This window comes from Sphingomonas yantingensis, assembly GCF_014199325.1.
GTDB classification, from domain to species: Bacteria; Pseudomonadota; Alphaproteobacteria; order Sphingomonadales; family Sphingomonadaceae; genus Sphingomonas; species Sphingomonas yantingensis.
The window spans coordinates 832021-851490 of sequence record NZ_JACIJJ010000001.1 but is presented as its reverse complement, the minus strand read 5'-3'; the positions used below and the strand labels follow the sequence as shown (position 1 = coordinate 851490).

At 68.9% G+C, this 19470-nt stretch carries 20 protein-coding genes; 16 read left to right on the top strand and 4 right to left on the bottom strand.

The window, feature by feature from the left end; genetic code table 11:
- The first annotated feature begins 80 nt into the window (after positions 1-80).
- From FHR19_RS04335 to FHR19_RS04300, 8 genes are all read left to right on the top strand, one after another.
- On the top strand, positions 81-704 hold the full coding sequence (locus tag FHR19_RS04335) for a hypothetical protein (protein WP_184024805.1): 624 nt from the start codon (positions 81-83) through the stop codon (positions 702-704).
- Complete coding sequence (locus tag FHR19_RS04330; protein ID WP_184024802.1) at positions 701-1879, top strand: hypothetical protein; 1179 nt, start codon at positions 701-703, stop codon at positions 1877-1879. Before FHR19_RS04335 ends, FHR19_RS04330 begins: the two co-directional genes overlap by 4 nt.
- Complete coding sequence (locus FHR19_RS04325) at positions 1876-2832, top strand: AAA family ATPase (protein ID WP_184024799.1); 957 nt, start codon at positions 1876-1878, stop codon at positions 2830-2832. The genes FHR19_RS04330 and FHR19_RS04325 overlap by 4 nt, the downstream gene beginning before the upstream one ends.
- Positions 2829-4076 carry a DUF58 domain-containing protein gene (locus tag FHR19_RS04320; RefSeq protein WP_184024796.1) on the top strand — a complete coding sequence of 416 codons (1248 nt, stop codon included), beginning with the start codon at positions 2829-2831 and terminating at the stop codon, positions 4074-4076. Before FHR19_RS04325 ends, FHR19_RS04320 begins: the two co-directional genes overlap by 4 nt.
- A complete protein-coding gene (locus FHR19_RS04315) occupies positions 4073-5074 on the top strand; it encodes a stage II sporulation protein M (RefSeq protein WP_184024793.1) in 1002 nt (333 codons plus the stop codon). The genes FHR19_RS04320 and FHR19_RS04315 overlap by 4 nt, the downstream gene beginning before the upstream one ends.
- The gene (locus FHR19_RS04310; protein ID WP_184024789.1) at positions 5058-5912 is read left to right on the top strand and encodes an RDD family protein; all 855 of its coding nucleotides are present in this window, start codon (positions 5058-5060) and stop codon (positions 5910-5912) included. Before FHR19_RS04315 ends, FHR19_RS04310 begins: the two co-directional genes overlap by 17 nt.
- 62 nt (positions 5913-5974) lie before the next feature.
- Positions 5975-6895: a TraB/GumN family protein gene (locus FHR19_RS04305; protein WP_246359277.1), complete on the top strand. Its 921-nt coding sequence runs from the start codon at positions 5975-5977 to the stop codon at positions 6893-6895.
- 4 nt (positions 6896-6899) lie between these two features.
- Positions 6900-7628, top strand: a complete 729-nt coding sequence (locus FHR19_RS04300; protein ID WP_184024786.1) for a metallophosphoesterase family protein — start codon at positions 6900-6902, stop codon at positions 7626-7628.
- Between the two features lie 151 nt (positions 7629-7779).
- Here the strand turns inward: FHR19_RS04300 and groL are convergent, their stop codons facing one another.
- The gene (gene groL, locus FHR19_RS04295; RefSeq protein ID WP_184024783.1) at positions 7780-9417 is read right to left on the bottom strand and encodes a chaperonin GroEL; all 1638 of its coding nucleotides are present in this window, start codon (positions 9415-9417) and stop codon (positions 7780-7782) included.
- A 49-nt stretch (positions 9418-9466) separates the two neighbouring features.
- Positions 9467-9757: a co-chaperone GroES gene (gene groES, locus FHR19_RS04290; RefSeq protein ID WP_096342122.1), complete on the bottom strand. Its 291-nt coding sequence runs from the start codon at positions 9755-9757 to the stop codon at positions 9467-9469.
- 208 nt (positions 9758-9965) lie between these two features.
- Between groES and sppA the strand changes: the two genes are divergently transcribed.
- The 3 genes from sppA to FHR19_RS04275 are packed head-to-tail and all read left to right on the top strand — an operon-like array spanning position 9966 to position 13129.
- Positions 9966-11858 carry a signal peptide peptidase SppA gene (gene sppA, locus FHR19_RS04285; protein WP_184024780.1) on the top strand — a complete coding sequence of 631 codons (1893 nt, stop codon included), beginning with the start codon at positions 9966-9968 and terminating at the stop codon, positions 11856-11858.
- On the top strand, positions 11855-12418 hold the full coding sequence (locus tag FHR19_RS04280) for a GNAT family N-acetyltransferase (RefSeq protein WP_184024777.1): 564 nt from the start codon (positions 11855-11857) through the stop codon (positions 12416-12418). The genes sppA and FHR19_RS04280 overlap by 4 nt, the downstream gene beginning before the upstream one ends.
- A 39-nt stretch (positions 12419-12457) precedes the next feature.
- Positions 12458-13129 (top strand): DUF2490 domain-containing protein, encoded by a 672-nt coding sequence (locus FHR19_RS04275; RefSeq protein WP_184024774.1) that lies wholly within the window; start codon positions 12458-12460, stop codon positions 13127-13129.
- Between the two features lie 34 nt (positions 13130-13163).
- On the opposite strand, the gene FHR19_RS04270 is transcribed toward FHR19_RS04275, so the two are convergent.
- Complete coding sequence (locus FHR19_RS04270) at positions 13164-13790, bottom strand: trimeric intracellular cation channel family protein (RefSeq protein WP_184024772.1); 627 nt, start codon at positions 13788-13790, stop codon at positions 13164-13166.
- Positions 13791-14098: 308 nt separating this feature from the next.
- Here FHR19_RS04270 and FHR19_RS04265 point away from each other — a divergent pair, with 308 nt between their 5' ends.
- From FHR19_RS04265 to FHR19_RS04245, 5 genes are all read left to right on the top strand, one after another.
- Positions 14099-15697 carry a DUF6311 domain-containing protein gene (locus FHR19_RS04265; RefSeq protein WP_184024769.1) on the top strand — a complete coding sequence of 533 codons (1599 nt, stop codon included), beginning with the start codon at positions 14099-14101 and terminating at the stop codon, positions 15695-15697.
- A gap of 185 nt (positions 15698-15882) precedes the next feature.
- Complete coding sequence (locus tag FHR19_RS04260) at positions 15883-16416, top strand: CarD family transcriptional regulator (protein ID WP_184024766.1); 534 nt, start codon at positions 15883-15885, stop codon at positions 16414-16416.
- 122 nt (positions 16417-16538) lie between these two features.
- On the top strand, positions 16539-17246 hold the full coding sequence (locus FHR19_RS04255) for a head GIN domain-containing protein (RefSeq protein ID WP_184024762.1): 708 nt from the start codon (positions 16539-16541) through the stop codon (positions 17244-17246).
- 41 nt (positions 17247-17287) lie between these two features.
- Positions 17288-17971, top strand: a complete 684-nt coding sequence (locus tag FHR19_RS04250; RefSeq protein WP_184024759.1) for a head GIN domain-containing protein — start codon at positions 17288-17290, stop codon at positions 17969-17971.
- A 115-nt stretch (positions 17972-18086) separates the two neighbouring features.
- Positions 18087-18722 (top strand): hypothetical protein, encoded by a 636-nt coding sequence (locus FHR19_RS04245; protein WP_184024756.1) that lies wholly within the window; start codon positions 18087-18089, stop codon positions 18720-18722.
- Positions 18723-18806: 84 nt separating this feature from the next.
- Here FHR19_RS04245 and pdeM read toward each other — a convergent pair whose 3' ends face one another.
- Complete coding sequence (gene pdeM / locus FHR19_RS04240) at positions 18807-19469, bottom strand: ligase-associated DNA damage response endonuclease PdeM (RefSeq protein WP_184024753.1); 663 nt, start codon at positions 19467-19469, stop codon at positions 18807-18809.
- Position 19470: the final 1 nt, after the last annotated feature.

Genomic DNA, 19470 nt, shown 5'->3' with positions numbered 1-19470 from the left:
TGATACAGGGTGAAGCGAAACGGCTTGCGTGTAAACGTCGGAGTTGCTTGGTTCGAGGCGAACGGGTGGGAGCAAGACGGGTGCCGGCGACGACGATCGATACCCGCGCCGTCGACGCCGCCCATGCTCGCGTCCGCGCCGATCCGTCGATCCAGTTCGACTTCCCCTGGCGCGCGGTCGAGGCGCAGCAACAGACGCCCGAATGGCTGCGCAATCTGGCCGCGGCGATCGACCGCTTCTTTCGCGCGCTGGGACCGTTCTGGCAGGTGGTGTTCTGGATCCTCGTCGCGCTGATCGTCGCGGTGCTGGTCGTCAGCTTCTTCCCGCCGCTGCGCGACTGGGTCCGCAACCTGCTCTCACCCAGAAAGGACGAGGTCGTGGAAGCGGAATGGCGCCCCGCCCCCGCCGCCGCCCGCGCGCTGCTGGAGGAGGCGGAGGCGCTGGCCGCTGCCGGCCGGTTCGAGGCGGCGGTCCAGCTTCTGCTCCACCGCTCGATCGAGGATATCGAGGCTTGGCGACGCGGCATCGTCCGTCCCGCACGCACCGCGCGGGACCTTGCAGCCGAACCGGCGATCCCCGACCGCGCGCGGGCCGTGTTCGCGCGGCTGGTGGCGCTCACCGAACGTGGCATCTTCGCGCGCCGCCCGCTCGGCCCCGCCGACTGGACCGATGCGCGCGACGCGTACCGGGCCTTCGCACTTTGAGCGACAATCCCTCGCCCTTCACCACGCGGACCGCACTGGTCCTGACCGGCATCGGCGGGCTTCTGCTCCTCGCGCTGCTCGTCATGGCGGGGTTCGGGCAGGAGATCGAGGCGCGGGTGACGCGCACGCCCGGTGTTGCTTCAAAGGGCGCGACGGGGTTCCAGGCGCTGCACGACCTGCTCGCCGGATTGCCCGGCACCACCGTCACGCTCGCGCGCGACAACGACGCGTTGGCCGCCGACCACCTCGTCATCGCTACCCCCGATGCGCAAACCAAGGGCGCCGACCTGACCGAACTCGTCCGGCTGCGCGACGCCCGGCCGCTGCTCATCATCCTCCCCAAATGGCAGACCGAACGCGACGGCCTGTCCCCGACGCGCGAGCGCCGCATCTCCGACGCGATGAACCTCGCCCCCGTCGGCGCGATGCTGCGTGGCCTGACGCAGGCCGCGATCAGCCGCGCGGGCCAAGGTGCGCGCCGCCCCGTCGCCCCCGGCTGGCCGCTCGCCCCCATCGAGGCGCCGCAGACGCTGGCGATCGGCGGGGTGGAGCCGTGGATCACCGTCCGCGGTCAGGGGGCGATCCTGTCGAAGCTGCCGGACCAGAATGTCTGGATCCTCGCCGACCCCGATCTTGCCAACAATTACGGCCTGCGCGACCCGCGCAATGCCCGCGCGATCGTCGCCGCGATCAAGGCGATGAACGACGACCAGCTCGATGCCGTGACCTTCGACCTGACGCTTCATTACCGCGCGGGCGAGCGCAACCTGGTCAAGCTGATGCTCACCCCGCCCTTCGTCGCGGTGACGATCGCGCTGCTCGCCGCCGCGCTGCTGGCCGGCTGGGCGAGCGCGGCGCGCTTCGGCCCGCCGCGGCGGGAGGCGCGCGCGATCCCGTTCGGCAAGGCTGCGCTGATCGAGACGATCGCCGCTCTGACCCGGCGCGCAGGGCGGGCCGCGGCGGGCGGCCCGCGCTTCGCCGCGATGCGGGCCGAGCGGCTGGGCGCGCGCCTTCACGCCCCGCGCGGCCTCGGCGGCGACGCGCTCGCCGACTGGATCGACACGCGCCGGCCGGGTTTTGCCGACCGCTATCGCGCCGTGGCGCGGGCAGGCGACGAGGCCAGCCTGACCGATGCCGCCCGCCGGCTCGACGATTTTACCAAGGAGCTTTCATGACCCTCGACGATGTTGCGGCGATGGGCCGCGCGATCGACGCCGAAGTGGCAAAAGCAGTGGTCGACCAGTCGGCGACCGTCCGCCTGCTGCTCGTCGCCGTGCTGTCGGGCGGGCACGTCCTGCTCGAAGGGCCGCCGGGCACTGCCAAGACGCTGCTGGCGCAGAGTTTCGCGCGCACGCTCGGCCTCGATTTCGGGCGCATCCAGTTCACCCCCGACCTGATGCCCGGCGACATCGTCGGCGCCAACCTGTTCAACTTCCAGACCAGTGCGTTCGCGCTCACCAAGGGGCCGGTGTTCTGCGAACTGCTGCTGGCGGACGAGATCAACCGTACCCCGCCCAAGACGCAGGCGGCACTGCTGGAGGCGATGCAGGAACGCTCGATCACGCTCGACGGGCGGACCGAGCGATTGTCCGAGCGCTTCACCGTCGTCGCGACGCAGAACCCGATCGAGCAGCAGGGCGTCTATCCGCTGCCCGAGGCGCAGCTCGACCGTTTCCTGTTCAAGATCGGCATCGACTATCCGAGCGAGGCGGCGGAGCGCGCGATCGTCGCACAATATGGCGCGGCGGGCGGCGTACCGCGTGCGGCCGAACAGGGCGTCGAGCAGGTCGCCGACGCCCCTGCGCTCGCCGAAGCGATCGCCGCGGTTCAGGGTGTGTCGCTGGTGGAGGAGATCGTCGGCTATGTCGTCGCATTGGTCCGCGCGACGCGTGTCCACGCCGACCTTGCGAGCGGGGCGAGCCCCCGCGCCGCCGCCGCGCTTGCCAGCGCGGCGCGGGCGGCGGCGGCGCTCGACGGGCGCGATTACGTCATCCCGGACGATGTGAAGGCACTCGCCGCGCCGATGCTGCGCCATCGCCTGATCCTGTCCCCCGCCGCCGAGATCGACGGCCGCCGGATCGACGACGTGGTCGCCGAACTGATCGAAAGCGTCGAGGCACCGCGTTGATCGTCCCCACCCCCCGCGCGGCGATGCTGGCGCTGGTCGCGGCGCCCGCCGCGCTGGCGCTCGGCGTCGTGATGCCCGGCGGGTGGGCGCTGGCGGTAATCTGGGTGATGGGGATCGCGCTGCTGGTCCTGATCGACGGGATGCTCGCCTCGGGCGCGCGCGGGCCGATCGCGGTCGCCGCGCCCGCGGCGGTGCCGGTCGGATCGGCGGTGACGCTCGTGCCGGAAATGGCGGGGGCCGTGCGCCTCGACTTCGCCGCCGATGTAAGCGAGCCGCTGGTGCGCGAGGGCGGCTTCCGCTACCGCGCCGCGCGGCGAGGGACTGCGCGGATCGAGCGCATCTGGGCGCGTGCGCGCGGCCCGCTCGGCCTCGGTGCGTGGCAGCGGTCGCGGCCCGCCGACATCGCCATTCGCGTGACCCCCGACATCGCCGGGGTGCGCGAGACGGCGATGCGCCAGCGCCTGAACGGTCCGCAATTCGGCCAGCGGATGCGGATCGAGGCGGGCGAAGGTCAGGAGTTTCAGGCGCTCACCGGCTTCCAGCCCGGCATGGCCCGCCGCACGATCGACTGGAAGGCATCGGCCCGCCACGCCGCCCTCCTTGCCCGCGAATACCGGACCGAGCGCGACAATCCGATCGTCCTCGCCGTCGATGCCGGCCGCACGATGGCCGAGCCGGTCGGCGGCGTCCCCCGCGTCGACCGGGCAGTGTCGGCCGCGCTGCTCGCCGCATTCGTCGCGCTGAAGTCGGGCGACCGCGCGCGGCTCTTCGCCTTCGATTCCAAGCCCCGCGTCGATTCGGGCAGCGTCAGCGGCCCGCGCGCCTTTGCCCGGCTCCACGCCCACGCCGCCGAGATCGATTACGGCGCGGAGGAGACCAACTTCACGCTCGGCCTGACGCTGCTCGACCAGCGGCTCGACCGGCGCTCGCTGATCGTCCTGTTCACCGAGTTTTCCGACCCCACTGCCGCCGAGCTGATGCTCGCCGCCGCGGGCCGGCTGCTGCGCCGTCACCGCCTGTTGTTCGTGCTGTTCCATGACGAGGAACTGATCGCCTATACCGATGCGCGCCCCGACACCGCCGACGACGTGACCCGCGCCAATGTCGCCGCGACCCTGCTGCGGGAGCGGCGGATCGTCGTCGAGCGGCTGAAGCGACAGGGCATCGACGTGATCGAGGCCGCGCCCGGCGACGCGCCGCTCGCGCTGGTCGAGCGCTACCTTCAGATGCGCGAGCGGCCATGACCGACGCAATCTTCACCCCCAACCATTTCCGCGCCGAGCGCGAGGGCGACTGGGCGCGGCTCGAAACGCTGCTCAACCGCGTCGAGAAGGGATCGGCGCGCAAACTGACCGAAGCCGAACTCGTCGAGCTGCCGCGTCTCTATCGCGCCACGCTGTCGGCGCTGTCGATCGCGCGCGAAACGTCGCTCGACGCCGACCTGATCGGATATCTCGAGCAACTCTCGTCGCGCGCCTATTTTCTGCTCTATTCGGCGCGCGAGCCCTGGGGCCGCGCGGTCATGCGCTTCTTCGCCCGCGACTGGCCGGTGGCGGTGCGCGGCATGGTACCGGAGATTTTGCTCGCCTTATTGCTGTTCGTCGCCTCCGCGGCGGCGGGCTATGCGCTGATCCTCGCCGATCCGGGCTGGTTCGATGCGATCGTGCCGCCTGGCCTTGCCAACGGCCGCAATCCGCAGGCGGCGGTGCAGTTCCTGCGCGGCACGCTCTACGACGCGCCGGGCGAAGGCGGGCTGGAGGTGTTCGCGACCGCGCTGTTCACGCACAACGCCCAGATATCGATCCTCGTCTTTGCGCTCGGCTTCGCGTTCGGGGTGCCGACGATGCTGCTACTCGCCTCGAACGGCGCGTTGCTGGGGGCATTCTACGCGGTTTATCTCCCCAAGGGCCTTGGCTGGGGGCTGACCGGCTGGCTGATGATCCACGGCACGACCGAGCTGACCGCGATCATCGTCTCGGCCGCGGCGGGATTTCATATCGGCCGCGCGGTCGCGTTCCCGGGGGAGCGCAACCGGCTGTCCGCGGCAAAGGCTGCGGGCGAGCGCGCGGCACTGGTCATGATCGGCGTCGTCGTCATGCTGCTGGTGGCGGGGCTGCTAGAGGGGTTCGGTCGTCAGCTGGTCCGCACCGACGACGGCAGGTTCGCGATCGCGGCGGCGATGCTGGCGCTCTGGACCGTCTATTTCGCGTTCGGGGGGCGGCGTCGTGGCTCGCCGCGCTAAGGTCGGCCTCGCCCGCCGGCTGGTGACGCCCGAGGGCGTGGCGCTCGACCTGCGCCTCGCCAGCGGCGGCGCGCGGGCGGGGGCGTTCGTCCTCGACGCGTTGCTAATGCTGGGCATCCTCATCGGCGTGTCGCTGGCGCTGGTCGCGTTCCATGTCGGCTTCGGCGCGGTGCTCGGCAATTTCCTGATCGTCATCTGGCTGCTCGGCTTCTTTCTCCTCCGAAACTTCTACTTCATTCTCGGCGAGAGCAGCGGCCGCGCGGCGACGCTGGGCAAGCGGGTGATGAAACTGCGAGTCGTCGCGCGCGACGGCGGGCGGCTGACCGGCGGGGCGATCGTCGCGCGCAACCTGATGCGCGAGATCGAAGTGTTCCTTCCCCTCACCTTTCTCGCCTATTCGAGCGCGCAGGGGATCGCCGATCAGTGGACGGCGGCGCTGGGCCTTGGCTGGACCGCGCTGTTCCTGTTCTTCCCGCTGTTCAACCGCGACCGGCTGCGTGCAGGCGACCTCATCGCCGGGACCTGGGTGATCGAGACGGGGCGGCGGCGGATCGGTGCCGACCTGATGGCGAAGGGGGCGGACCGGCGCATCGACTTCGCCCCCAGCGAGCTCGAGGTGTACGGCCAGTACGAGCTCCAGCGGCTGGAGGACGTGCTGCGCCGCGGCGAGGCGGGCGCGATGGCCGCCGTCGCCGACGCGATTCGCGCCAAGATCGGCCGTTATGACGAGCCCGGCGATCAGGCGTTCCTCGACGCCTATTACCGCGCGCTGCGTCGCCACCTCGAACGGCGGCTGCTGTTCGGGCGGCGCAAGCGCGACAAGTTCGACGCCGCCTGACCGCCTTATCAACGCGGGGGCCAGCCGCTATCTAGGGCGCGGTACCGTATCGGGAGGGTGGATTGCCGGATCGTCTGAAGAAGCTGCTGCTCGCACTTGGCCTTGCCGCGTCGCCCACCGCGCTGTCGGCGCAAACGGCTCCGGCACCCGCCCCCGCCGCGCAGACCACGGCCGTCGACGCCGACCCCGCTTTGTGGGTGGTCAAGGACGCCGATACGACGATCTATCTGTTCGGGACGATCCACGTCCTGAAACCGGGCCTCAGCTGGTTCGACGATGGCGTGAAGAAGGCCTTCGACGAAAGCCAGGAAGTCGTGCTGGAAATGGTGATGCCCGACCCGCAGGCGATGACGGCACTGATCCAGCGCCTCGCCATCACCACCGGCGGCCCCGCCCTTCCCGACAAGCTCGCCCCCGACAAGAAGGCGGCGTATCTGAAGGCGCTGTCGGACCTTGGCCTGCCGGCCAACGCGTTCGACCGCACCGATCCGTGGTTCGCCTCGACCAACCTGTCGCTCCTGCCGCTCATCAAGCTCGGCTACGATCCCGCCGCGGGTGCGGAGGCGAAGATCACCGAGGCGGCAAAGACCGCGCGCAAGACCGTGACGGGGCTGGAGACCGCCGAACAGCAACTCGGCTATTTCGAAAGCATGTCTGACTCCGCGCAGATCGCGCTGCTTAACTCGACCGTCGCCGAACTGCCCAAGATGCAGCCGATGATCGAGAACATGGTCGCCGCCTGGGCCGCGGGCGATCCCGATAAGCTTGGCGCGATCATGAACGAGGGGCTGACCGACACGCCAGAGGTCGCCAAGATCCTGCTGACCGACCGCAACCAGCGCTGGGCCGACTGGATCGACACGCGGCTGGAGAAGCCCGGTACGGTGTTTATCGCGGTAGGAGCGGGGCATCTGGCGGGCAAGGACAGCGTGATCGCCGACCTCGAAAAGAAGAAGTTGAAGGTGACGCGGGTGAAGTATTGAGCCGATGCGGGTTGCCGTCCTGTCCGACATCCACGGCAACCTGCCCGCGCTGGAAGCAGTCCTGCTCGATATCGAGCGCCAGCGCGTCGATTGGGTCGTCAATCTCGGCGACCTTTTCTCCGGTCCTCTATGGCCGTGTGAGACGGCGGATCGGCTGATCGCTTTTGGTTGGCCGACGATCCGCGGCAATCACGAGCGACAGCTGATCGAAACGCCGCTCGACCGGATGGAAGCATCCGACCGATACGCGGCCGCGACGATGCGGCAGGATCAGCTCGACTGGATGGCGGCGCTACCGGCAACGCTTAAGCTCGATGAGCTGCTGCTCGTCCATGGCTCGCCGCGAAGCGATGTCGAATGCCTGCTCGAAACGGTGACGGCGGCGGGAATGCGAACCGCGACCGCCGGGGAAGTCGGCGAACGGCTGGGCGATGCAGCAGCGCCGCTTACCCTTTGCGGCCACACGCATCTGCAACGGACGTGGACGCTCGGCGACGGGCGGATGATCGTCAATCCGGGCAGCGTCGGGCTCCCCGCATATCGCGACGATCGCCCCTTCCCCCATAGCGCGGACAGCGGATCGCCGCATGCGCGCTACGCGATCCTCACGCGCGGGTCCGGGTGGCGCGTCGAGTTTCGCCGGGTTGAATATGACAGGGAATCCGCCGCGCTTCAGGCAGAGGCCAACAACCGGGCGGACTGGGCGCGGGCGCTTCGCACCGGCTTGGCCTGAGGCGAGAAAAAGGGCCGGAGGCGAAACTCCGGCCCTTTTCTGTTTGCTCGGACCGGCGCGGCGGAGCCGCGCCGTCGGTCGGGGCCTTGGCCCCGCCGTTCGGATCGGTGCGAGTCCCCGGCCAAGCTCGCTTGGCCAGGGCCGCAGCCGATCAGAAGTCCATGCCGCCCATGCCGCCGCCGGGCATCGCCGGCATCGCGGGCTTGTCGTCGGGCAGCTCGGCGACCGTCGCTTCGGTCGTGATGAGCAGGCCCGCGACCGAGGCTGCGTTCTGGAGCGCGGTGCGCACGACCTTGGTCGGGTCGATCACGCCGGCCGCGACCAGGTTCTCGTACGTGTCGGTCGACGCGTTGAAGCCGAACGAGGTGTCCTGCTGGTCGAGCAGCTTGCCCGACACCACCGCGCCGTCATGGCCGGCGTTGCTGGCGATCTGGCGAACCAGCGCGGTCAGCGACTTGCGGACGATGTCGATGCCGCGCGTCTGGTCCTCGTTCGCACCCGTCATGCCGTCGAGCGCACGCGTGCCGTAGAGAAGCGCCGTGCCGCCACCGGGGACGATGCCCTCTTCGACCGCCGCGCGCGTCGCGTGCAGCGCGTCGTCGACGCGGTCCTTGCGCTCCTTGACCTCGACCTCGGTCGCGCCGCCGACCTTGATGACGGCAACGCCGCCCGCAAGCTTGGCCAGACGCTCCTGCAGCTTCTCGCGGTCATAGTCCGAGGTCGTGACCTCGATCTGCTGACGGATCGCCTCGGTGCGGCCCTTGATCGCATCGGCTTCACCCGCACCATCGACGATGGTGGTGTTGTCCTTGTCGATCGTGACGCGCTTGGCGGTGCCGAGCATGCCGAGCGTGACGCTCTCGAGCTTGATGCCGAGATCCTCGCTGACGACTTCGCCCTTGGTCAGGATCGCGATGTCCTCGAGCATCGCCTTGCGACGATCGCCGAAGCCCGGCGCCTTGACGGCCGCGACCTTCAGGCCGCCGCGCAGCTTGTTGACGACCAGCGTGGCGAGCGCCTCGCCCTCGATGTCCTCGGCGATGATGAGCAGCGGGCGACCCGACTGCACGACCGCCTCGAGCACCGGCAGCATCGACTGCAGGTTCGAGAGCTTCTTCTCGTGGATCAGGATGTACGGATCGGCGAGCTCGACCGACATCTTCTCGGGGTTGGTGATGAAGTAGGGCGACAGATAGCCGCGGTCGAACTGCATGCCCTCGACGACGTCAAGCTCGAACTCGAGACCCTTGGCCTCCTCGACGGTGATGACGCCTTCCTTGCCGACCTTCTCCATCGCCTCGGCGATCTTCTCGCCGACTTCGCGGTCGCCGTTGGCCGAGATGATGCCGACCTGGGCGACTTCCGACGATCCCGAGACGGGCTTCGAGCGCGCTTTGACGTCGGCGACGACCTTCTCGACCGCCAGGTCGATGCCGCGCTTCAGGTCCATGGGGTTCATGCCGGCCGCGACCGACTTCATGCCCTCGCGGACGATCGCCTGGGCAAGGACCGTCGCGGTCGTCGTGCCGTCACCGGCGACGTCGTTGGTCTTCGAGGCCACTTCGCGCACCATCTGCGCGCCCATGTTCTCGAACTTGTCCTTGAGCTCGATCTCCTTGGCGACGGTGACGCCGTCCTTGGTGATGCGCGGCGCGCCGAAGCTCTTGTCGATGACGACGTTGCGGCCCTTCGGCCCCAGCGTGACCTTGACCGCGTCGGCGAGGATGTCGACGCCGCGCAGGATGCGCTCACGCGCGTCGCGGCTGAATTTCACGTCCTTGGCTGCCATGTGGCTACCCTTTCAGTTGAAGTTTAAAACAGGAAGGAAGGAGAAAGGCTTACGCCTCGACGATGCCGAGGATGTCGCTTTCCTTCATGATGAGCAGGTCTTCGCCGCCCACCTTGACCTCGGTGCCCGACCACTTGCCGAACAGGATGCGGTCGCCGGCCTTGACGTCGAGCGGGCTGATCTCGCCCTTGTCGTTCTTGGCGCCGGCGCCGGCGGCCACGACCTCGCCCTCCTGGGGCTTTTCCTTGGCGGTGTCGGGGATGATGATGCCACCGGCCGTCTTTTCCTCGGCCTCGACGCGGCGGACCAGCACGCGGTCGTGCAGCGGACGAAAGTTCATGCGCCTTCCTCTCAAAGCGAATGGTTGAGTCTGCTTAGCACTCACCAATCGCGAGTGCTAACGGGCCGGGATATGTTCCGCGCGGGGCCGGTCGTCAAGCAGCGGCAGCGACAAAAATTGCACGCGCTGTGTTACGTCCACAAGACGGCGTTGCCTGTCTCCGGCCGATGCTCTAGCGCCATGAGACCGGACGAAGGAGAATTGCGACGTGAAGCTGGTACGGGCCGCCTGGAAGCTCCTGGTCGGGATCAAGGACGCGCTCGTCCTTCTCTTCATGCTCCTGTTCTTCGCCGCGCTGTTCGCGGCGCTGACCGCGCGCCCCAACCCAGCGACGGTCACCGACGGCGCGCTGGTCGTGGCTTTGCAGGGCCAGTTGGTCGAACAGCCGGAGGAGACCGATCCGTTCGCCGGGCTGGCGGGCGGGCAGATGGCCAAGCAGACGCGGCTGCGCGACGTGATCCGCGCGCTCGACCTCGCCAAGACCGATGCCAGGGTGAAGGCCGTCGTCCTCGACATGGACAGCTTCACCGGCGGCTACCCCGCCGTCGTCGCACAGGCGGCAGAGGCCGTTGCGGCGGTACGCGCGACGGGCAAGCCGGTGCTTGCCTACGCGCTCGGCTATACCGACGCCGGCTATCTGATCGCCGCCAACGCGAGCGAGATCTGGGCGCACCCCCTCGTCGGCACCGCGTTCATGGGGCCGGGCGGGTCGCAGCTCTACTACAAGGGGCTGATCGACAAGCTCGGCGTCAATGCGCACATCTATCGCGTCGGCACCTACAAGTCGGCGGTCGAGCCGTATCTGCGCGCCGACCAGTCGCCCGAGGCGCGCGCCGCGAACCAGGCGCTGTATGGCGCGATCCTGTCGCGCTGGCAGGAACTGGTGAGCAAGGCGCGGCCCAAGGCACGCGTGGCCGACTTCCTCGCCCGCCCCGCCGACATGATCCGCGCCGCGGGCGGCGACATGAGCCGCGCGAACCTCGCCGCCGGCATTCTCGACAAGACGGGCGACAAGATCGCGTTCGGCAAGCGGGTGGCCGAACTGGTCGGCGCGCCGTCGGGCAAGCCGGTGGGCAGCTTCAATACGATCAAGATCGCCGACTATCTCGCCGCCAATCCGCTGCCGACCACCGGCGACGCGATCGGCGTCGTCACGATCGCGGGCGAGATCGTCGATGGCGAGGCGGGGCCGGGCCGCGCGGGCGGCGACACTGTTGCGCGCCTCGTCCTCAAGGGTCTGGCCGAGAAGAAGCTCAAGGCGCTGGTCGTTCGCGTCGATTCGCCCGGCGGCTCGGTGCTGGCGTCCGAGACGATTCGCCAGGCAATCCTTCAGGCCAAGGCGCAGGGCCTGCCCGTCATCGTGTCGATGAGCGGGCTTGCCGCCTCGGGCGGCTACTGGGTTTCGACGCCCGCCGACATGATCTTTGCCGAGCCGAATACGATCACCGGCTCGATCGGCGTGTTCGGCGTCATCCCGACGTTCGAGAATGCGCTGTCGAAGATCGGCGTGACCGCGGACGGCGTGCGCACCACGCCGCTGTCGGGCCAGCCCGACGTGTTCGGCGGGACCACGCCCGAGTTCGACACGATCCTGCAAAGTTCGATCGAGGACATCTATCGCCGCTTCGTCGGCGTCGTCTCCGCCTCGCGCAAGCTGCCGCCCGCGCGCGTGAACGAGATCGGCCAGGGCCGCGTCTGGGACGGCGGCACCGCGCGGCAGATCGGCCTCGTCGACCGGTTCGGCGGCCTCAAGGACGCGATCGCCGAGGCGGCGCGCCGCGCCAAGCTCGACCCCGCCAAGGTCCGCACCGTCTATCTGGAAAAGGAACCCGGCTGGGCCGCGCAGATCGCCGAGGCGTGGCAGCGCGAGCAGGACCGCGACAAGGGTTCGGAGGATGCCGCGCTCGGCAGCGACCTGTTCGCGCGGATCGCCGCGGATCGCCGCGCGTCGCTGGCGCAGGCCGCGGGCGACGTGCGGCGGCTGCTGACGGGACAGTCGGTGCAGGCCCGCTGCCTCGAATGCGCGGGCTTCGCGCCCGCCGATCCGCGCGGCGCCGATCGAGCACTGGCCGACCTCATGCTCGCGCGGGTGCTGCCGTGATCGCCATCCGCGCGGCCGAGCCCACCGACGCCGCCGCGATCGCGGCGATCTATGCGCCGTTCGTCCTGTCGGGCACGGTCAGCTTCGAGAGCGAGGCCCCCGACGCGCGCGCGATGCGCGGGCGCATGGCCGCGAGCGACGGCCTTTATCCGTGGCTGGTCGCGACCAATGGCGACAGCGAGGGCGGCGGCGTGCTCGGCTATGCCTATGCCTCGCGCTTCAGGGATCGTCCGGCGTACCACTGGACGACCGAGACCTCGATCTACCTCGCCGGCGATGCGCAGCAGCGCGGGGTGGGACGCCTGCTCTACGAGGCACTGCTCGACACGCTGCGCGCACAGGGCTTCATCCAGGCGATCGGCACGATCGCGCTGCCGAACGATGCCTCGATCAAGCTGCACGAGCAGGTCGGCTTCCGCCGCGCAGGCGTGATCCGGGAAGCGGGGTTCAAGTTCGGCCGCTGGATCGACATCGGCTTCTGGCAGTGCGAGCTCGCCGACGCCGCCAGCCCGCCAAGGCCGGTGCGCCCATTCAGCGAGATCGGCGTCGTCCGCGACTGAGACGGTTGTCCGAATGCCGCGGCGGATTAAGGAGGGGGCATGCGTAGCCTGATCTTGCTTGTCGCCGCCCTCGCCGCCGCCTCGCCCGCCCTGGCGGAGGATGATGTCCAGGGCTGGACCGGCATCATCGCCAGCGGCGCCGTCAGAGGCGACCTGTTCGTCTGGGCCGAGGGACAGGCGCGGCTGACCGACGATGTCGGCGGCGGCAGCCAGTTCATCCTGCGCCCCGCGATCGGCGCGCGGATCGCCCGCGATGCGCACGCCGTCATCGGCTATGCCTATGTCCGCACCGATCCGGAGGGCGGCGCGACCACCCACGAGCACCGGATCTGGCAGCAGGTCCAGTTCGTCGCCGCGCGCAGCGGCACCGGCGCGCCGCTGGTCATCAGCCGGACGCGGCTGGAGCAGCGGATGATCGAGGGGCGAGAGGATACCGGCTGGCGGCTGCGCCAGTTCGTCCGCGTTCAGGTGCCCATCGCACGGGCGGGCAAAGTGCAGGCGGTCGCCTATACCGAGGGATTCTTCAACCTGAACGCGACCGACGCGGGCGCGCGGACGGGTATCGACCAGTGGCGCAATTTCGTCGGCGTGGGCCTGCCGCTCGCGCCCAAATTGCGGATCGAGCCGGGCTATCTCAACCAGACGGTGTTCCGCGCGGGCGAGAACCGCAGCAACCACATCGCCAACGTCGCGCTGTTCCTGAGCCTTTGAAGCCGGACATCCCCTCCAGGACGGGGAGAAAAAGCTACCGCCCGCGATACGTCGGCAGGCCCAGCTTCAGCCGGATCGCCGCGGCGCGCAGGCCGAAGCCCGCCCCCGCCGCGACGAGCGACACCGCGAAGCCCTGAAACCCCATCAGCCGCAGCCCGACATAGAGCGCAGAGGCGAGCGCCGCCGCGGTCACGTAGAGCTCCGGCCGCATCAGGATCGACGGCTCGCCCGCCAGCACGTCGCGGATGATCCCGCCAACGCAGGCCGTCACCACCCCCATCAGGAACGCCGGCACCGGCGGCACGCCGAGCCCCAGCGCCTTGGCCGCGCCGAACACCGCATAGGATGCAAGCCCGATGGCATCCAGCCAGTCGAGCCCCTGCCCCGCCCACCACCGTTCCGGCGTCACCCAGATGACCAGCGCGGCACCGAGCACGATCAGCGCGATCCACGGATCGACGATCCAGAATACGGGCGCCCCGATCAGCAGGTCGCGCACCGTCCCCCCGCCGACCCCGGTGACGAGCGCGAAGAACGCCGCGGTCACGAACGTCTGCCGCGCACGCGCAGCCGCGATCGCGCCCGAGGCAGCGAACATCGCGATCCCGAACACGTCGAGGAATTGCAGGATCGGACCGGGGCTGATCGGCAACGGCGTCATGCGTCGGAGCGCTAGGGCGGATGCGGCGGGCGGGCAAGGCGGGGTGTGCTCCACCGGCCGCCCCACCACCGACGTCATCCCGGACTTGATCCGGGATCCCGCTTCTTCCTTCTCTCCCGGCCGGATAAGAAGAAGCCGGGCCCCCGGATCAAGTTCGGGGTGACGGGGAAAGAATTATGCCGTCATCCCAGCGAAGGCTGCGATCGCTTCGTGATGGTTCGCAAAAATGGCATGCGACCCCAGCCTTTGCTGGGATGACGTGAGGCGCGTTAACCTTGTTTCGACCTCAGCGTGGCAAAGTGGGCGCCATGGCCCTGTCGCTACGCCACTGGCTGATCCTCGCGCTGATCCCGATCGGGCTGTATCTGGCGCTGTTCGATCCCGTGACGCTCGATCCGCGGGCGGTCGGCTGGCTGATCCGCGGCACCGACAATGGCGAGAATGCGCTCGGCCTTCACGCCTTCCTGAACGATCCCGCCGGCGGATGGTGGCCGTATACGACGTTGCTGGGCGCGCCGGAGGGGGTGACGCTGCTCTTTACCGACAGCAACCCGCTCGTCGCGCTGCTGCTGCGCCCGTTCGCCGGCTGGCTGCCCGCCGACTTCCAGTTCGTGGGGCCGTGGATCCTCGCCTGCCTGCTGCTCCACGCCTTCTTTGCCATCCTGTTGCTGCGCGATCATGCGCCGAGCTTCGTGGCGCTCTGGTGCGGGACGGCGCTGCTCCTGCTCGTGCCCACGCTCGCCAACCGCTTCATCCACGCCAATCTGATGGCGCACTGGCTGATCCTGTGGAGCCTGTGGCTGTTCCTCGATCGGAAGCGGGCCGGCAACCTCGCCTGGTGGGCGGCGGTGATGCTGACCGCAGCGATGGTCCACAACTACCTCCTCCTGATGGTCGCGGCGATCTGGGCGAGTGCGATGCTCGAGCGGGTCATGATCGCCGACTGGCCCACACGTGTGCGCCTGGCCGCCGGGTCGCTGGCCATCCTGCTCGCCGTGGGGCTGATCGCAAAGGCCCATGGCGCCGGCGGCAATTTCGAGGTGACGGGCTCCTACGGCGCCTTTGCCATGAGCCTCGACGCGCTCTGGAATCCCGGCAACCCGAGCTACTCGACCTTCCTGCCCGCGATAGCGCAGCGTCAGGGCCGCGGGTTCGAGGGGTTCCAGTATCTCGGCCTCGGCCTGTTGATCCTGATCCCCGCCGCGTTCGCGATCCGGACAGTGCAGGGCACGCGCGGGTCGGATCTGCGCCGGCTGTTCTGGCTGGTCCCGGCGCTGCTCGTCCTCACCGCGCTCGCCATCACCCCGGCAGTCGATTTCGCGGGGCAGAAGCTCCTGCGCCTGCCGATCCCCGCCGCGCTCGACGCGCCGCTCGACATGGTGCGCGCGTCGGGCCGGCTGTTCTGGCCGGTCGCCTATGTGCTGGTGCTAGTGGCGATCCGCCTCGCCTATCGGCTGCGCCACGATCGCGCGACATTGCTCCTCGCCAGCGTCACCGTGCTCCAGCTTCTCGACCTGTCGGGGTTGCTGCGCGCCGCGCATGCCGCGAGTGCCGACCGGCGCCCGACCTGGGTCCGCACCCCCTCGCCCCGCTGGGACCGCCTGATCGCAGAGGCCGACGACGTGACGCTGGCCCCGGCGGAGGCGATCGCCGACCTCCAACTCTATCAGGAACTTGCATGGCGCGCGGCCTCGGCGCGCAAGCCCGTCATCCACGTCTATGCCGCGCGCACTCCGCTCGCCACGCGGACGCGGCTGATGCACGAGGACCTCGACTTCTCCCACGGGCGGCTCAAGCCCAAGCGGCTCTACGTCCTGCTGCCCGGCACGCCCGTGCCGGATGGCACACGGCGGCGGCTCGTGCGCATCGACGGTCTCCGGGTTCTGGCCCAGGAAACGCGGCGATAGGCGCAGACGCTGGCAATTTTATTGCTGCTGTGTTAAATGCGCCGCGACGGAGCGAAGATTCGCATCCGCCTCTCGGAGACGCACTCGAAATTTGGCCCGACATCGCTGTCCGTCAGCCGGCGTGCGCTACGCTGGTGCGACATGCGCCCCTATCGGGTCAAGGGTCCACGGAAAGGTTTGTAAGAATGGCTGCCAAGGCGCTGTCCTTCGACGTCGGTGATTATGTTGTTTACCCCAAGCATGGCGTCGGTCGCGTCATCGAGCTGCAACGACAGGAAATCGCGGGGATGCAGCTCGAGCTGTACGTCCTCCGCTTCGAAAAGGAGCGCATGACGCTCCGCGTTCCCACCAACAAGGCCGAGAGCGTGGGCATGCGCAAGCTGTCCAGCGACAAGACGCTCAAGGAAGCGATGGAGACGCTGAAGGGCAAGCCCAAGGTCAAGCGCACCATGTGGTCGCGCCGCGCGCAGGAATATGAGGCGAAGATCAACTCGGGAGACCTCGTGTCGATCGCCGAGGTGGTCCGCGACCTGTTCCGCGCGGACGACCAGCCCGAGCAGAGCTATTCGGAGCGTCAGATCTTCGAAGCGGCCGCCAGCCGCCTCGCGCGCGAACTCGCCGCGATGGAAGAAGTGGACGAGCCGACCGCGCTCCAGAAGATCCTCGAGGTGCTGCGCAAGGCCGCCGCGATCTATAACAAGGACAAGGTCGAGGCCTGATCGGGCCGTCCGACCGGACCAAAGAAAGGGGGAGCGGGCGACCGCTTCCCCTTTTTTCTTGCGCGGGCGCGGCACCGGTGTATTATTTCTATAATACAGACTGATCTTGAGGGAGGTCACCCATGCGCTTCAACGCCGTCCTGCTCGCCATTCCGCTCGTCGCTTGCGGCAGCGGGTCCGCCATCGGCAGCAGCGATCCGGGACCGCAGGGCGAGCGCAGCTTCGCTGCATCGGGCTTTACCCGCGTCGCCAACTCGGCCCCCGCCGACGTGCGCGTGACGACGGGCGGCGGCTTTTCGGTGAAGGCGACGGGCGCGCAGAAGATGCTCGACCGGCTCGAAATCGCCAGTGAGAACGGCACGCTGAAGATCCGCTTCAAAAAGGGCGCCTGGGAATGGGGCCGGAGCGAGAAGGCGACGGTCGAGGTGTCGATGCCGCAGATCGAGGGCGCGTCGATCGCCGGCGCCGGCGGCATGACGATCGACCGCGGCACGGGCAATTTCACCGGTACCATCTCCGGCGCGGGCGACCTGACCGTCGGGCAGGTCGAGGGCAGCAATGTCAGCTTCGACGTGTCGGGCGCGGGCGACGTGGCGGCGGCGGGAACCGCCCAGACACTCAACGCCAGCGTGTCGGGCGCCGGATCGGTCCGCGCCAAGGAACTGCGCGTCCGCGCGGCGGAGGTATCGGTGGCGGGCGCGGGCAGCATCGAGGCGACCGTCGACGGCGATGCGCGGGTGTCGATCGCCGGCATCGGATCGGTCGATCTCGGCCCGCGCGCCAAGTGCAACGTCAGCAAGTCGGGACTGGGCAGCGTCACCTGCGGCTGATGCCGCTTGCATCGGCGGCGGCGGCGGTGCGATCTAGCGCCATGCGCTACCTCCTCGTCGCCCTCGCCCTCATCCCCGCCGCGCTGCATGCCCAGGAGCGGCGGGTGATGGTCACGAGCTTCGACCGCGTGCGCGTCGAGGGGCCGTTCAGCGTGGACATCCGAAGCGGCGGCAGCCCCGGCGTGACCACCCGCGGCGACGCGCGCGCGCTCGACGGCGTCGAAATCCGTGTCGAGGACCGCACGCTTGTCATCCGGCCGAGTCCCAATGGCTGGGGCGGCTGGCCGGGCGACCGGACCGAGGCAGCGAGCGTCAGCATCACCGCGCCGCGCCTCGTCGACCTGCGCGTTAGCGGGTCAGGCTCGGCCCGCGTCGACCAGCTTCAGGGGCTGGAGGTCGGCGTCGCGCTTACCGGATCGGGCCGGGTGGAGGTGGCTCGGGTCGAGGCGGACCGGCTGGATGCGGCGCTCGCCGGATCGGGTGGGCTGACGCTCGCCGGCACCGCGCGTACCGCCCGCCTTGCGAACACCGGCGTCGGCACGATCGAGGCGGCGGGGCTGGCCGTTCGCGACCTCACCCTCTCCTCCGAAAGCGCCGGCGAAAGCCGCGCCGCGGCGAGCGAAACCGCGCGCGTCATCGCGACGGGGACGGGCAGCGTGGTCGTGTCGGGCAATGCTGCCTGCACCAGCGCGGGGACGGCGCCGATCCGGTGTGGGCGGGAGTAGACCTTCACCCGCCAGTGTCCGCACTGGGCAGGAAAGCGGTCATTCTGATGATTGAGAGAAGCCGCAACGAACCAGTGTAGTGACACGATTAAGCTTCGCCGGGTAAGCGCTGCTTATGAACAAGCTGTCCATCGTGCCATGGATCTGTGATCTCGACCCCGACCGAGCGACCGTGGGCCGGACCATCATCTATTATCCAACTCTGAAGCTCTGCGTGCGCTTCGCGGGAAGCAAGGATTTAGGAGGAAAGACCTTCTCGCTTACAATCGATCGTGATCCGCTGATCGATCCGAGCAAACTCTTGGTTCGACGTTCAGACGATGAGCGCGAGTTGATGCTCCGCGTTCCCGTGCTTGCTGAGCTCGTCGATACGCTTGTTCCATTTAAGTCAAATCAATCTTTCCGGGTGACCAGCTTGGTTATGAGCTATTCGATCGAGGAAAGAGCCCTAACGATCCGGCTCGAGTCCGGCATCACTTCCTTGCATATCAGCTCCGGACTTCTCCAGCGGAGTCCGGTCGGAATGTCGCCACTGGCAGCCAAAGCGTTCCTCGCGGATGCGACCCTTGCACTCTGGCATAGGCTGAGCGGTCAAGACCTCGACATGACGTGGGATCCATCCCGTGAGGACGCTCCCAAAGAGGTGCGGCTACTCGTCGACCGAAGCGTTCGTGCCTTCCTTGGTCTGAGCGTTTTGGGGGAGCCTTCGCTTCACGAGTGGGACCTCGTCGCGATCCGCCCGATCGCTTAGCGTCCGAACGGTTTCGGCGGACGAGCAGTCGGACGGGATGCAACGTCCGCAATCGGGCGATAGCGGACGTCCGCTCCAGCTCGCTCACGCCGCCAGCGGGAACCGCAGCAACCGCCCACCCGCCGCCACCAGCGCCTGCGCCGGGGCACCCATCACGCGCATCAGTTCGGGGTGCGTCGCATCCAGCCCGCCGGTGAGCGAGCCGAATGCCGGCAGCACCAGCTTGGTGGCGGTCGCGACGAAGCAGCGGCGGGCGACCAGGCGCCCGCGCACGGCCACGCGCAGCTTGGGATGCCAGTGGCCCGACAGTTCGGGAAGCGGCTCGTCGGGTTCGGCCTCGTGACGCAGGATCAGGTCGCCGAGCCGCGCCTCCGCCATCACCTCGCCGCCGCAGCGGTCGGTCATGCCCGCATCGTGGTTGCCGGTGATCCAGACGAACCGCCGCGCCGCCGTCAGTGCGCGAAGCCCCGCCTGCACCTCGGCCGGCAGGCGGTCGCAGCCGGCGGCGTCGTGGAAGCTGTCGCCCAGGCACCATATCTCAGCCGGGTCGCACGCCTCGACCACCGCCTCCAGCGCGGCGAGCGTCGCGAAGCTGTCATAGGGGGGCAGCATCTGGCCGTGCTTGGCGAACCAACTCGCCTTCTCGAAATGCAAGTCGGCGGCAAACAGCGCGCGGCGCGCGGGCCAGAACAACGCGCCCTCGGGCATCGCGGCAAACGCATGGCCGGCGAACGAAAACGGAACCATG

What these genes read in the sequence shown, in the direction of transcription:
- FHR19_RS04325 (WP_184024799.1), top strand. Translation starts at nt 1,876, where the DNA reads ATGACCCTCGACGATGTTGCGGCGATGGGCCGCGCGATCGACGCCGAA.
- FHR19_RS04315 (WP_184024793.1), top strand. Translation starts at nt 4,073, where the DNA reads ATGACCGACGCAATCTTCACCCCCAACCATTTCCGCGCCGAGCGCGAG.
- FHR19_RS04300 (WP_184024786.1), top strand. Translation starts at nt 6,900, where the DNA reads ATGCGGGTTGCCGTCCTGTCCGACATCCACGGCAACCTGCCCGCGCTG.
- groL (WP_184024783.1), bottom strand. Translation starts at nt 9,417, where the DNA reads ATGGCAGCCAAGGACGTGAAATTCAGCCGCGACGCGCGTGAGCGCATC.
- groES (WP_096342122.1), bottom strand. Translation starts at nt 9,757, where the DNA reads ATGAACTTTCGTCCGCTGCACGACCGCGTGCTGGTCCGCCGCGTCGAG.
- FHR19_RS04275 (WP_184024774.1), top strand. Translation starts at nt 12,458, where the DNA reads ATGCGTAGCCTGATCTTGCTTGTCGCCGCCCTCGCCGCCGCCTCGCCC.
- FHR19_RS04270 (WP_184024772.1), bottom strand. Translation starts at nt 13,790, where the DNA reads ATGACGCCGTTGCCGATCAGCCCCGGTCCGATCCTGCAATTCCTCGAC.
- FHR19_RS04265 (WP_184024769.1), top strand. Translation starts at nt 14,099, where the DNA reads ATGGCCCTGTCGCTACGCCACTGGCTGATCCTCGCGCTGATCCCGATC.
- FHR19_RS04260 (WP_184024766.1), top strand. Translation starts at nt 15,883, where the DNA reads ATGGCTGCCAAGGCGCTGTCCTTCGACGTCGGTGATTATGTTGTTTAC.
- FHR19_RS04255 (WP_184024762.1), top strand. Translation starts at nt 16,539, where the DNA reads ATGCGCTTCAACGCCGTCCTGCTCGCCATTCCGCTCGTCGCTTGCGGC.
- FHR19_RS04250 (WP_184024759.1), top strand. Translation starts at nt 17,288, where the DNA reads ATGCGCTACCTCCTCGTCGCCCTCGCCCTCATCCCCGCCGCGCTGCAT.
- FHR19_RS04245 (WP_184024756.1), top strand. Translation starts at nt 18,087, where the DNA reads ATGAACAAGCTGTCCATCGTGCCATGGATCTGTGATCTCGACCCCGAC.
- pdeM (WP_184024753.1), bottom strand. Translation starts at nt 19,469, where the DNA reads ATGGTTCCGTTTTCGTTCGCCGGCCATGCGTTTGCCGCGATGCCCGAG.